Genomic DNA, 12088 nt, shown 5'->3' with positions numbered 1-12088 from the left:
CTGCCCCAGCCGGACCGCGCGATCACCTGGCCCCGGCCTCGTCAGGCGGGACGCAGCACCGCCACCAGGAAGTCGGCGTCCGCGGTGAAGGGCCGCAGATCCCAGGTGGCCAGCAGCAGGTCGGGCTCCCAGCCGGCCGCCCGCGCGTCGGCGAGGAAGTCGTCGAACTCGTAGCCGCGGCCGGCACCGAAACCGATGACCGCCCGGCCGTCGGGCCGCAGGTGGGCCCGCAGCCGGCGCAGCACCTCGCCGCGGGTGCTCTCGGCCAGGAAGGTCATCACGTTGCCCGCGCTGACGATGGCGTCGAAGGGGTCGGCGATCCCCGCCGCCGGGAGGTCCAGCTCCGCCAGGTCACCGACCAGCCAGCGCGGACCGGGGTGGTCCTCCTCCGCGGCGGCGATCAGCACCGGGTCGACGTCCACCCCGACCACGTCGTGCCCCACCGAGGCCAGGAAGCCGCCGACCCGCCCGGGACCACAGCCCGCGTCCAGCACCCGCGAGCCCCGGGCCAGCATGGTGTCCACCAGCCGGGCCTCCCCCACCAGGTCCATCCCCTGCTCGGCGAGCGAGCGGAACCGCTGCACGTAGGCGGCCGAGTGGCCGGGGTCCTCCTGGGTCATCCGGGTCCAGGCGCTGGGCTCCGGGGCGGCGTGTTCGGTCATGCCGCCGTTCTACACGGGATCGATCAGCACGCCCGGGTTGAGGATGCCCGCCGGGTCCAGCGTCGCCTTGACCGCGCGGAGGGCGGCCGCGAACGGTTCGGGCCGCTGCCGGTCGTAACCGGGCCGGTGGTCGCGGCCGACGGCGTGGTGGTGGGTGATCGTGGCGCCGAGGCGGCCCAGCACCTCCGACGCCGCCGTCTTCACGTCGTCCCACATGGCCACCTCCGAGCCGGGCCGTCCGGCGGTGATCACCGTGAAGTACGGCGCCGCGCCGTCGGGATAGACGTGGGTGAACCGGCAGTTGACCAGCCCCGGTGCGCCGGTGACCTCTCCGACCGCGGCGCCGACCTCCGCCTGCACCGTCGCGACCAGCTCGTCCACGCGGTCCCAGGTGCACGCGGTCTCGAAGGTCTCCACGATCGCGCTCATCCGCGCCAGCCCGTCGCGGACGTAGGGCATCCGCAGGAACGCCGCGCGCCAGGCGCCCGCGGCATCGATGGCGCCCGCGGCATCGATGGCGCCCGCGGCATCGATGGCGCCCGCGGCATCGATGGCGTCCGCGGCGTCGACCGCCCCGCCGACAGGGTCGCCGGCCACCGACCCGCCGGCGTCCCGCGCGAGCCCGGTCAGCTCGGCCAGCCGCCCCGCCACGGGCACCGCCGCCGACTCCACGCCCAGCACGAGCACGCACTCCCCCGTCGTCGACGCCCCGGACAGCGCCGCCTCCCCTGCGTCGAGCAGCCGGCAGTTCGCCGGATGGAGGCCTGCCTGCGAGATCGCCCGCACCGCCGTCGTCGCCGTCGTCATGTCCGGGAAGGTGACCGAGGCCGACGCCTTCCATCGCGGCCGGTCCTGCAGCCGCATCCACGCCTCGGTGACGACGCCGAGCGTGCCCTCGGACCCGAGGAACAAGCGGTCCGGCGACGGGCCGGCGCCCGATCCGGGCAGCCGCCACGACTCGTGCACCCCGGCGGGCGTGACGACGCGCATCGACTCGACGAGGTCGTCGATGTGCGTGTGCAGGGTCGCGTAGTGGCCGCCCGCGCGGGTGGCCAGCCAGCCGCCCAGCGTGGAGAACTCGAAGCTCTGCGGGAAGTGCCGCAGCGTCAGGCCGGCGGGCCGCAGCTGCTCCTCCAGCACCGGCCCGAGGGCGCCGCCCTGGATACGGGCCGCCCGGCTCACCCTGTCGATCTCCAGCACGCGATCCAGCCGGGTGAGGTCCATCGACACCCAGGGCCGGTCACCGCGGTACTCCACGCCACCGACGACGGAGCTCCCGCCACCGAAGGGCACGACCACGACGCCGGCCGTGCCGGCCCAGTCGAGCAGCCGGACGACGTCGTCCTCGTCGGCGGGATGCGCGACGGCGTCGGGCGCCCCGCCCAGGTCGCCGGCCAGCGCGCGGACGACGTCCCGGTAGGCCTTCCCGTAGCTGTGCGCGGCCCGGACGGCAGGGTCGGTGGTCAGCGGCAGCGACGACGGCGGGCCCAGCCGGGACGGCGGGACCTCGAGGTCCCGCAGCCGGGGGACGGCGCGCGGCCGGCCGGGCAGCCCGGGGATCAGCGCGGCGAGTTCGACGCACTCGTCGTCGGCGAGGGCTCGGTCGGTGCGGCCCCATCCCCACCACGAGCGCGTCATCCGGTGGTCCTCCAGTCGGGCGGGTCGGTGGCGTGCAGCAGGGGGTCGTCGGCGGAGAGGGTGCGCACCTTCCCGGGCGGGGTGAGCGGGCCCTCGAAACGGACGGTGACCCGCCCGAGCCCCCGGCCCCACACCCAGCCCGCGCCCAACTCCTCGTGGCGGACGTCCTGTCCGGGCCACCACCGGCGCTCGGCGGGCAGGTCGACCTCCGGCTCCGGCTCGGGCGCGTCGACGGCGGTGACGACGTCCGGGAGGGGCTCGGGCTCGCCGGTGAGCAGGTCCTCGGCGAACAGGTCGCCCTGGGCGTAGACCGACAGCCCGGAGATGCCGACGCCGAGCAGCCGCAGCCCACCCTGGGTTCCGGCATCGCTGAGCAGCCGCCGGGCGATGGCGGCGATGGTGCGGCCGTCGTCGGTGGGCTGGGGCAGCGTCTGGGAGCGCGTCAGCGTCGTGAAGTCGTACCGGCGGAGTTTCAGGGTGACCGTGCGGCCGGAGAACGCGGACGCGCGCAGGCGCTCGGCCACGCGTGCGGCCATCGAGTCGATCTCGCGGTTGAGGACGTCGAGGTCGGTGAGGTCGCGCTCGAAGGTCTCCTCGTGGGACACCGACTTCACGCCCCGGTCGGGGACGACGGCGCGGTCGTCCTCGGCGCGGGCGAGGGCGTACAGCCCCGCGCCGTGGGCCTTGCCCGCGAGGGCCACCAGGTCGGCCAGCGACCGCGCGGCCAGGTCGCCCACGGTCTTCACCCCGATCTGGTGCAGCCGCTCCGCCGTCGCGGGCCCCACCCCGCCCAGCCGGGTGACCGGCAGCGGGTGCAGCACGTCGAGCTCCGACCCGGGCGGGACGACGACCAGCCCGTCCGGCTTCTGCAGGTCCGAGCCGATCTTGGCCATCAGCTTCGACGTCCCGATCCCGACCGAGCCGGTCACTCCCCCGGTCGCCTCGGCGATCCGGTCCTTGAGGCGGCGGCCCAGCTCGGTCACGCCCGCCACGGAGAGGTCGTGGCCCGAATCGGCGGCAAGGTCGACGTAGGCCTCGTCCATCGACGCCGGCTCGACCAGCGGCGAGAGCTCGCGGAGCAGCGCCATGACGACGTCGGACGTGCGCCGGTAGGCGGCGAACCGTCCGCCGAGGAACGCCGTCCCCGACGGGCACCGCCGCCGCGCCTCGGCCGTCGACATCGCCGAGCGGGCGCCGTACGCCCGCGCCTCGTACGACGCCGTGGCGACGACGCCGCGCCCACCGACCCCGCCGACGACGACCGGTCGACCCCGCAGGGACGGCTTGTCACGCTGCTCGACCGCGGCGAAGAAGGCGTCGAGGTCGAGGTGCAGCACACTCGCCTCTCGCCGCATGGCCTCCATTGTCCGGTCCCGGGCGCAGGCAGGATCGCGGGGCGGGATCAGCCCGCCGGGAGGAGAACGATGCGACGCCAGCGCTTGTCGGTCACCGTCCCCGTGCCGGGGAGGGACGGGCCGCAGGCCGCCGAGCTCATGACGACGGCGGTGGAGCGGGCGCGCCGACGTCCGCGGGAGGTGGGCGACCTGGTGGTCCGGGCCAGGCCGGACGGGGACGTCCGGGTGCGGCGGGTGTCCCACCGGTACGTCACGTTCCCCCTGCTCGACGGCCAGCTGGAGCGGAGCCCCGACGGGAGCGTGGGGCTGGTCGGCACGGTGGTCGAGAACGCCATGTCCCTGTTCTGGGTGGGCCTCTACGCCGTCGTCGTGGTCGTCCTGCTCGCCGGCGCCGGAGGGGCGGCGCTCAACGGCGAGTGGGGCGGCGTGGCGCTGTGCCTTCCCGCCGCCGGCCTGTTCGCGCTGCTCACGCGGTCCTTCCGCCGCGCGCGCCGGACGTTCCCCGCGGACGCCGCGGATCTGCTCGCGGTCCTGGGTCGGACCCTGCGGGCCTGACGGCGAGGCGGTCGTCCACACCCCCGGGGGACTTCGTTGCCCCGGGGGTGCCGGAACTGGGAGGCTGCGCCCCGACGACGGACGGGAGGGCGCGGGCGGTGGCAGGGGTCTTCCTCGTGATCGGCGCCGTCGGCCTCCTCGTACTCCTGGTCTCGCTGTTCGTCGGCGAGCTGGGCGACCTCGGGCTGGGCGACGTCGACGCGGACGGCCCGTTCTCGGTGCCGGCGATCGCCGCCCTGCTCGGTGGGGTCGGCTTCGGCGGCGCGGCCGCGGTGAGTCTCCTGCCGGAGAGCCTCCCGGACGCAGGCACCGCGCTCCTCGCCCTCGCGGCGGGGCTGGTCGTCGCCGTCCCCCTGGCCTGGGGCGCCGTCCGCCTCTCCCGCGCGCTGAAGGACATGCCGACGCAGGAGATCCTGACCCGCTCCCACCTCCTCGGCGCCCAGGGCGTCGTCGTCTCCGCGGTGCCGGCCACCGGTTTCGGCGAGGTCCGGCTGGCGCTCGCGGGCCAGCACCTCAAGTTCTCGGCCCGGAGCGACACCGCGCTGCCCGCCGGCACGCCGGTCTACGTCACCGAGGCCCTCAGCGACACCGCGGTCGAGGTTGTCTCCACCGCACCCGACACGTTCCCCGACCCCCTGCCCGAGCCCGGAGGCACCTCCCCATGACGCTGCTCTACGCCATCGGCGGCATCGCCGCCCTGGTCCTCCTGCTGGTCCTGCTCGTCCTCTCCCGGATCAAGGTGGCCGGCCCGAACCAGGCGTTCCTGGTCACCGGCCGGCAGGGCCGCCAGGTCACCGACGCCTCGGGCGTGGTCTCGCGGGACAGCTCGGGCCAGAAGGTGGTCATGGGCGCCAGCGTCTTCGTGCTGCCCGTCGTGCAGAAGCTGCACACGATGGACCTCTCCAGCCGGCGGATCCCGGTGGGCATCCGGGGCGCCGTCTCCAAGCAGGGCGTGAAGTGCGACCTCGAGGGGGTCGCGATCGTGAAGGTCGGTGGCACCGAGAGCTCGATCCGCGCCGCCGCGCAGCGCTTCCTCAACCAGCAGCAGGGCATCGACACCTTCACCTCGGAGGTGCTCGCGGGTGCGCTGCGCTCGATCGTCGGCCGGCTGACCATCGAGGAGATCATCCGCGACCGCGCCGCCTTCGCCTCCGCCGTCGCCGAGGAGGCCGAGTCGTCGCTGACCGGTCAGGGCCTGGTGCTCGACACCTTCCAGCTGCAGGACATCCAGGCCGAGGGCTCCTACCTCGCCGACCTCGGCCGCCCCGAGGCCGCGCGGGTGCTCAAGGAGGCCAGCATCGCCGAGGCGCGGGCCCGGCAGGCGGCCCAGCAGGAGCAGCTGCTGGCCGACGAGGCGATCGCCATCGCCCAGCGGCAGCTCGCCCTGAAGCAGGCCGAGATCGCGGCCGAGACCGACGCGGCCAAGGCCCGCGCCGCCGCGGCGGGCCCGCTGGCGCAGGCGGCACAGGACCAGGCGATCCTCGCAGAGCAGGAGAAGGTCGCCGTCCGGACGGCGTCGCTGACCGAGCGGCAGCTGGACACCAAGGTGCGCCGTCCCGCCGACGCCGAGCGGTACCGCGTCGAACAGGAGGCGGAGGGCCGGAAGAACTCGGCCATCCTGACCGCCGAGGCGCAGCGCCAGGCCACGATCGCCGCGGCGCAGGCCGCCGCCGAGCAGGCGAAGCTGTCGGGTGAGGGCGAGCGCGCCCGCCGTTCGGCGCTGGCCGAGGCGGAGGCGATCGAGGGCGCCAAGCGCGGTGAGGCCGAGAAGCTGCGGCGCGAGGCCATCGCCGACGCCGTCGAGCGCGAGGGTGCGGCCGAGGCGGCCGCCATCCTGGCCCGTGGTCAGGCCGAGGCCGAGGCGCTGGACGCCCGCTCGGACGCCTTCGCCAAGTACGGCGAGGCCGCGATCCTGGAGATGCTGGTCAAGGTGCTGCCCGACGTCGTCGGCGCCGCGGCCGCCCCGCTCTCGGGCGTGGACAAGATGACCGTCATCTCCACCGACGGCGCCGGGGCGCTCGGGAAGTCCGTGGCGTCCAACGTGGCGCAGGGGTTGCAGCTCTCCGGTGACCTGACCGGCATCGACGTGGGCGCGCTGCTCCGCCGGCTCAGCGGCAGCGCCGCTGGTGCCGCGGACGGCGTCACCCGGGTGCCGATCACCTCCGACGGCGAGGGGGCGTCGCACAACGGGCAGGCCTGACCCGGCGACGTCGCCCGGCCCAGCGCTCGACGGGCGGGCGTGCGGACTCGACTCCCGGAGCGACGCGGGTCACTCCCGGCGGGGTGGTCGGCTCTAGGGTGCCGAGGCATGGGCGTCATGGCGCAGGCCCGGGCCGAGCGGGAGGACCTGCTCGAGCTGCTGGAACGGCTGACCGACGAGCAGTGGCGGGCGCCGTCGCTCTGCGCCGGCTGGACCGTCCGTGACGTCGTCGCGCACGTGCTGAGCTACGAGGACCTGGGGCCGCGGGCACTGGCGGCCCGGTTCGCTCGCGGCCGGTTCCTCGTCGGCCGCACCAACGCGGTGGGGCTGGCTGACGATGCCGGGCGCACGCCGGCCGAGCTGGTGGAACGGCTCCGGCAGCACCTCACGCCGGCCGGGCTGACCGCGGGGATGGGCGGGGCGATCGCCCTGACCGACGGCCTCATCCACCAGCAGGACATCCGGCGGCCGCTGGGCCTGCCGCGGGCCGTCCCGGCCGACCGGCTCGTGCCCGCGCTGCGGACCGCGCTGTTCGGGCCGGTGCTGCGCGGCGTCCTCCGTGCGCGGGACGTCCGCCTGGTGGCCACCGACATCGACTGGTCGTTCGGCCGCGGGCCGGAGGTGCACGGGACCGGGGAGGCGCTGCTGATGGCCGTCGCGGGACGGACGGCGGTCGCCGGGGAGTTGAGCGGGCCGGGCGCCGATCGCCTGACCCGGCGCCTGGGCTGACGCTGGTGGACCGGCGGCGGGGTGCGTACCAGGCCTACCACTGGGCGCTGGGGGCGTTCGTCCTGCTCGGGGCGGTGCAGATCTTCCTGGCCGGGCTCGGGGTCTTCTCCTCGCGCGGCGATCCAGGCTTCGAGCCGCACCGGACCTTCAGCATCGTGATCGCCGCGGCGTCGCTCGTGCCCGTCGTCCTCGCCGTCGTCGCCCGCGCCGGCGCGCGGCAGATCGCCGGGTGCGCGGTCGTGCTCGTGCTGGCCGGCTTCGTGCAGCACGCGCTCGCCTCGGCCGGGTTCGACGACGCCTGGCTGGGCGGGCTGCACGCGCTCAGCGGCCTGGTGATCGTGGGCGTCCCCGCGTGGCTGTTCTGGGACTCCGGGCGGCGGTCCCTCACTCCTCCGTGAGCGCGGTGGCGGGCAGCCAGTCGGCGTCGAGCAGCTCGGCGATCTCCTGCAGCGACGACGTGTCGGCGCCGGCAGCCGATCCGCTGACCGCCAGCCGCTCGACCATCACGCGGGCAACCTGCTCCTCGACGGTGTCCTCGGCGAAGGCGATCCGCCAGGGCGATGTCTTCCCGTCCCGGTGGGTGCGGCCGGTGACCTGCCGGGCCTGGATGCCGGAGAACCGGGGCTGGTGGAAGAGGCCGACCCGGGGGGTGTCCGAGGCCGGGCGACCGTCGGGCAGCGTCTCGCCGGCGTGCAGGGAGATCGACGCGGTCACGGTGAAGACGCAGACCATGGCCTCGCCCCGCTGGAAGCGCAGCCGCTCGCTCTCGACGTCGAAGCGGTCGCGGCCGTAGATCCCCGCCACCGGAATGCCCGACTCGAGCAGCGCCTCGCGGATCGGGTCGGCTGCCGTCTCCACGAACTCCACGGACACCGCGACCTGGCGCTCGGCCTCCACCTGCGCCTTGATCCAGTCGACCGTGGCCTGGACGCGGATGAGCCCGGCCTTCTGCCGGAAACGGAGGAGGGCGGCCCGGCCCTTGGCGCTCTGCCGCGACCGGCGGGCCAGTTGCATCTCCGCCCGGAACTCCGACCACTCGGAGTCGTAGGCGGCCCGCTCCGCGGGGGTGAGCGCCACGGGCGTCCCGGTGACCGAGACGGGGCCCCACGGCGCGGGCCGGTGCAGCGTCGCGGGCGGCTCCGCCTCGGCGAGCCAGCTCTGCAGGCGGGCGAGGTCGGTGCGCCGCTGGTCGGCGTCCTCGGTCCACTGCCAGCCGTAGCGGCCACGTTCCACGTGGAACCCGTGCGCTTCGAGCCGCTTCGGCAGGTCGGCCCACTCGCGGACGCCCTCGCCGTGCCGGGCGGCGAACTCCGGCGCCAGGTACGGCAGCTCGAGCGGGGTGTGCGCGGGGGTCGCCGTCGTGGCGAGCACGTAGGGGGCGTCCTTCACCCGGCCGGCGCCGGACACCGCCTTCCAGTGCTTCCACCGCTGCGTCGTGGTGTGCCGCACCATGTGCGCCTCGTCGGCGACGACGACGTCGAAGCGGAGCTTGCTGACCTTCGCCAGCCGGTCCCAGGTGGTGACGCACCACCGGAGGCCGCCGTCGCCGAACCCGGCGATGGAGCGTGCCCAGTGCGGGATGGTGATGGCCGCCGGGCGGTCGGCGACGACCAGCACCGTGCGGACGTCGCGCTGCTCGGCGATGGCCTTGACCGCCAGGATCGCCGTCCCGGTCTTGCCCACGCCCGGGTCGTCACCGAGCAGGAAGACCCGGCCGCCGGCGTTCGCGTGCGCGGCGACCACGTCCGCGCCGTCGCACTGCTGGTCGCGCGGCGTCATCGGCCGGGCCAGGGGGATCGGCCGCGGCTTCTCGTTGAGCTCGTCCTCGAGGAAGCGCTCGAAGCTGTACGGCGGCGGGTCGTAGGGCGCGAGCGACGGAGGCAGCTCCGCCCCGACCCAGACGTGCGCCTGCAGGCCGGCGTGCCAGACGGCGCCCGGCGCGGGCGCACGGAACGGGACGGCCAGCACCCACACCCGCTCCCCCGGGCCCGCCACGGGCGTCTCGGGTGCCGGCTTCCTCGACCGGGCCGGCGTGGTGGCGCGCTTCGCGGTGCTGGTCGTCCGCGTGGTGCTCGCGCTGGTCCTGCTGCGGCCGGCCGTGCTGCGCCGCCGTCGTCCGGGCATGCCTCTTCCCCTCGTCCCCCGGCACGGTAGGCGGCGGCACCGACAGGGCGTGGTGGAATCGCCGGGTGACGGACGAGGTCGGCGCCACCGAGGGGCAGGACGAGCGCCTTGCCACGCGGACGGTGGGGGACTCCGGTCCGGACGTCGTCTTCGTGCACGGGCTGTTCGGCCAGGGGAAGAACTGGACGACCATCGCGAAGGGCATCTCCGACGCCCACCGGGTGACGCTGGTCGATCTGCCCAACCACGGGCACTCGCCGTGGACCGACCGGGTCGAGTACCTCGACATGGCGGAGATGCTGGCCGCCGAGCTGGAGCGCCTGGGGGAGCCGGTCACGCTCGTCGGCCACTCGATGGGCGGCAAGGTGGCGATGCAGCTGGCGCTGCGCCGGCCCGAGCTGCTGCGCGCCCTGGTGGTCGTCGACATCGCCCCGGTCGAGTACCCGCTGCAGGGTGGGCGCACCGACGACCCCGACGAGGAGGCGTCGCCGTTCGCGGCCTTCATCGCCGCCATGCGGACGATGGACCTGGACGCGCTGACCACCCGCGCCGACGCCGACGCCGCACTGCGCACCGCCGTCCCCAGCCGGATGGTGCGCAGTTTCCTGCTGCAGAGCCTCGTCCGGGAGGGGACCGGCGGCGACGGCTGGCGGTGGCGGCTGAACCTCGAACTGCTGGAGCGCGATCTCGGCGAGCTGCGCGGATTCCCCGATCCCCCGCCCGGCGCGACCTTCGACGGACCGGTGCTCTGGATCGCGGGGGCGAACTCGACCTACGTGCTGGACGAGGACCGCCCGCACATGGACGCGCTCTTCCCGGCGACCCGGCTCGTTCGCATCAAGAACGCCGGGCACTGGGTGCACTCCGAGCAGCCCGAGGTCTTCCTGGAGACGATCCGGCGGTTCCTGGAGCGCGTCGAGTCCTGATCCGGCGGGTCAGTCCCGCGACCGGCGGCGGAAGGCCGAGACCGCGAGCGGCGCGAAGATCGCCGTCAGCAAGAGGGACCAGCCGATGGAGACCGGCACCGCGTTCTGCAGCGGCCAGGCGGCGTCCGCGGGTGCGGGCAGCCCGTTCCCCCACAGCTCCCGGCAGGCCTGGGTCAGCGCGGACACCGGGTTCCACTCGGAGATCGTGCGCAGCCACGCCGGCATGCTCTCCGTGGGCACGAAGGTGTTCGCGACGAAGGTCAGCGGGAACATCACGGTGAACATGAAGCCCTGCACCGCCTCCACGGTGCGCATCAGCGAACCCACCCAGATGCCGAGCCAGATCAGGGCGAACCCGAACAGCAGCAGCAGCGCGAAGCCGAGCACGCCGTCCAGGAAACCGTTGCGCACCCGCCAGCCGATGAGCAGACCGGTCACGCCCATCACGGCGATGCCGATGCTCGAGTGGATGAGGCTGGAGATGCTGCGCCCGACGAGGACCGCGGGCCGCGGGACCGGCAGCGACTTGAACCGGTCGACGAAGCCCTTCTGCAGGTCGCTCGTCAGCCCCATGGCCACGATGGCGGAGGAGAACACCATGGTCTGGACCATGATCCCGGGCAGCAGGAACTCCCGGTAGTTGGAGGCCTGCACCGCGATCGCCCCGCCGAACACGTAGGCGAACAGCAGCACGAACATCACCGACTGCACGGTGACGTCGAGCAGCATCTCCGGCATCCGGCGGATGTGGATGAGGTTGCGCCAGACGATCGTCGACGCCGCCCGGAGGAGGGACGGCGGCGAGATCGGCGGCCGCTCGGTGGGGGACAGGGCGGTGGTCTGGCTCCGGACGGCGGTCACGGGGTGACTCCCTCGGGGGTCGCGTCGGTGCTGTTGTCGGCGTCGGCGCCGGGCTCGGCGCGGCGCCCGGTGAGGTGCAGGAAGACGTCGTCGAGGCTGGGCCGGGCCAGCCCGAGGTCGTCGAGCTCGACGCCGCTGGACTCGAAGACGGCGGCGATCCGCGTCATGTCGCCGAGACCTCCGGCCTGGGCGGTCAGCCGGCGGCTGCCCCGTTCGACGTGCACCTCGGGTGAGTGCGCGCGCATCAGCTCCGCCGCGGCGTCCAGGTCGGCGGCATGGGTGAGGGTGACCACCACGCTCGCTCGGCCGGCCTGGTCCTTGAGCTGCGTCGGGGTGCCGGCGGCGATGACCCGGCCCTTGTCGACGACGACGATCTCGTCGGCCAGGTGGTCGGCCTCCTCGAGGTACTGCGTCGTCAGCACCAGGGTGGTGCCCTCGTCGACGAGCTCCCGCAGGACGGCCCAGAGCCCCGACCTGCTGTGCGGGTCGAGCCCGGTCGTCGGCTCGTCGAGGAAGAGGATCGGCGGTGCTGCCAGGAGGCTCACCGCCAGGTCGAGCCGCCGGCGCATGCCCCCCGAGTAGGTCTTCGCCTGCCGGTCGGCGGCGTCGGACAGGTCGAACCGGTCGAACAGCCGCTCGGTGGCCTCCCGGACGTAGGCCTTCGGCAGGCCGTAGAGGGCGCCGATGAGCTTGAGGTTCTCGCGGCCGGTCAGGATCTCGTCGACCGTCGCCGCCTGGCCGGTCAGGCCCATGCTGCGGCGGACCTGGATCGGCTCCCGGACGATGTCGTGACCGGCCACCCGGCCGGTTCCGCTCGTGGGCACGCTGAGCGTGGTCAGCATGCGCACCAGCGTGGTCTTGCCGGCGCCGTTGGGGCCGAGCAGACCGAGGACCGTGCCCTCGGGGACGACGAAGCTGACCCCGTCGACGGCGTGGGTGTCACCGAAGTGCTTGACCAGGTCGATCGCCTCGACCGCAGGTGTGCTGCCCATGGAACGAGTGTGGTGCACCCCACCGACAATCCTGGAGCGGTTTTCG

General features: G+C 74.5%; 12 protein-coding genes. 6 read left to right on the top strand and 6 right to left on the bottom strand.

The features are described from left to right. Positions 1-41: 41 nt before the first annotated feature. Genes CRP30_RS05775 through CRP30_RS05765 form a run of 3 tightly spaced genes read right to left on the bottom strand, consistent with a single transcriptional unit; the run spans position 42 to position 3655 of the window. The gene (locus tag CRP30_RS05775) at positions 42-662 is read right to left on the bottom strand and encodes a class I SAM-dependent methyltransferase (protein WP_200814559.1); all 621 of its coding nucleotides are present in this window, start codon (positions 660-662) and stop codon (positions 42-44) included. A gap of 9 nt (positions 663-671) precedes the next feature. Beyond that, complete coding sequence (locus tag CRP30_RS05770; RefSeq protein WP_097182904.1) at positions 672-2300, bottom strand: FAD-binding oxidoreductase; 1629 nt, start codon at positions 2298-2300, stop codon at positions 672-674. Further along, positions 2297-3655: a DNA polymerase IV gene (locus tag CRP30_RS05765; protein WP_097183172.1), complete on the bottom strand. Its 1359-nt coding sequence runs from the start codon at positions 3653-3655 to the stop codon at positions 2297-2299. Before CRP30_RS05765 ends, CRP30_RS05770 begins: the two co-directional genes overlap by 4 nt. A gap of 69 nt (positions 3656-3724) precedes the next feature. On the opposite strand from CRP30_RS05765, the gene CRP30_RS05760 reads away from it, so the two are divergent. From CRP30_RS05760 to CRP30_RS05740, 5 genes are all read left to right on the top strand, one after another. Beyond that, entirely contained in the window at positions 3725-4210 is a 486-nt protein-coding gene (locus tag CRP30_RS05760) for a hypothetical protein (RefSeq protein WP_097182903.1), read from the top strand. 98 nt (positions 4211-4308) lie between these two features. Then, a complete protein-coding gene (locus CRP30_RS05755) occupies positions 4309-4875 on the top strand; it encodes an NfeD C-terminal domain-containing protein (RefSeq protein ID WP_200814558.1) in 567 nt (188 codons plus the stop codon). Further along, a complete protein-coding gene (locus tag CRP30_RS05750) occupies positions 4872-6410 on the top strand; it encodes a flotillin family protein (RefSeq protein WP_097182902.1) in 1539 nt (512 codons plus the stop codon). The genes CRP30_RS05755 and CRP30_RS05750 overlap by 4 nt, the downstream gene beginning before the upstream one ends. Positions 6411-6518: 108 nt before the next feature. Next, positions 6519-7139, top strand: coding sequence for a maleylpyruvate isomerase family mycothiol-dependent enzyme (locus tag CRP30_RS05745; RefSeq protein ID WP_097182901.1), 621 nt, complete (start codon positions 6519-6521; stop codon positions 7137-7139). A 5-nt stretch (positions 7140-7144) separates the two neighbouring features. Then, the gene (locus CRP30_RS05740) at positions 7145-7537 is read left to right on the top strand and encodes a DUF6220 domain-containing protein (RefSeq protein ID WP_097182900.1); all 393 of its coding nucleotides are present in this window, start codon (positions 7145-7147) and stop codon (positions 7535-7537) included. On the opposite strand, the gene CRP30_RS05735 is transcribed toward CRP30_RS05740, so the two are convergent. Continuing rightward, positions 7524-9263, bottom strand: coding sequence for a DEAD/DEAH box helicase (locus CRP30_RS05735; RefSeq protein WP_097182899.1), 1740 nt, complete (start codon positions 9261-9263; stop codon positions 7524-7526). The two genes, CRP30_RS05740 and CRP30_RS05735, sit on opposite strands and share 14 nt — an antisense overlap. 65 nt (positions 9264-9328) lie before the next feature. Between CRP30_RS05735 and CRP30_RS05730 the strand changes: the two genes are divergently transcribed. Further along, positions 9329-10189: an alpha/beta fold hydrolase gene (locus tag CRP30_RS05730; protein WP_097182898.1), complete on the top strand. Its 861-nt coding sequence runs from the start codon at positions 9329-9331 to the stop codon at positions 10187-10189. A 9-nt stretch (positions 10190-10198) separates the two neighbouring features. Here CRP30_RS05730 and CRP30_RS05725 read toward each other — a convergent pair whose 3' ends face one another. Next, complete coding sequence (locus tag CRP30_RS05725) at positions 10199-11050, bottom strand: ABC transporter permease (protein WP_097182897.1); 852 nt, start codon at positions 11048-11050, stop codon at positions 10199-10201. Beyond that, on the bottom strand, positions 11047-12042 hold the full coding sequence (locus tag CRP30_RS05720) for an ATP-binding cassette domain-containing protein (RefSeq protein WP_097182896.1): 996 nt from the start codon (positions 12040-12042) through the stop codon (positions 11047-11049). Before CRP30_RS05720 ends, CRP30_RS05725 begins: the two co-directional genes overlap by 4 nt. Positions 12043-12088: the final 46 nt, after the last annotated feature.

The sequence above is a fragment of the Blastococcus haudaquaticus genome, from assembly GCF_900230285.1.
Classification (GTDB): domain Bacteria; phylum Actinomycetota; class Actinomycetes; order Mycobacteriales; family Geodermatophilaceae; genus Blastococcus_B; species Blastococcus_B haudaquaticus.
Note: the sequence above shows the minus strand (reverse complement) of the source record. Positions and strands in the feature narration are given on the sequence as shown.

What these genes read in the sequence shown, in the direction of transcription:
- CRP30_RS05720 (WP_097182896.1), bottom strand. Translation starts at nt 12,042, where the DNA reads ATGGGCAGCACACCTGCGGTCGAGGCGATCGACCTGGTCAAGCACTTC.
- CRP30_RS05760 (WP_097182903.1), top strand. Translation starts at nt 3,725, where the DNA reads ATGCGACGCCAGCGCTTGTCGGTCACCGTCCCCGTGCCGGGGAGGGAC.
- CRP30_RS05735 (WP_097182899.1), bottom strand. Translation starts at nt 9,263, where the DNA reads ATGCCCGGACGACGGCGGCGCAGCACGGCCGGCCGCAGCAGGACCAGC.
- CRP30_RS05745 (WP_097182901.1), top strand. Translation starts at nt 6,519, where the DNA reads ATGGGCGTCATGGCGCAGGCCCGGGCCGAGCGGGAGGACCTGCTCGAG.
- CRP30_RS05770 (WP_097182904.1), bottom strand. Translation starts at nt 2,300, where the DNA reads ATGACGCGCTCGTGGTGGGGATGGGGCCGCACCGACCGAGCCCTCGCC.
- CRP30_RS05765 (WP_097183172.1), bottom strand. Translation starts at nt 3,655, where the DNA reads ATGCGGCGAGAGGCGAGTGTGCTGCACCTCGACCTCGACGCCTTCTTC.
- CRP30_RS05750 (WP_097182902.1), top strand. Translation starts at nt 4,872, where the DNA reads ATGACGCTGCTCTACGCCATCGGCGGCATCGCCGCCCTGGTCCTCCTG.
- CRP30_RS05775 (WP_200814559.1), bottom strand. Translation starts at nt 662, where the DNA reads ATGACCGAACACGCCGCCCCGGAGCCCAGCGCCTGGACCCGGATGACC.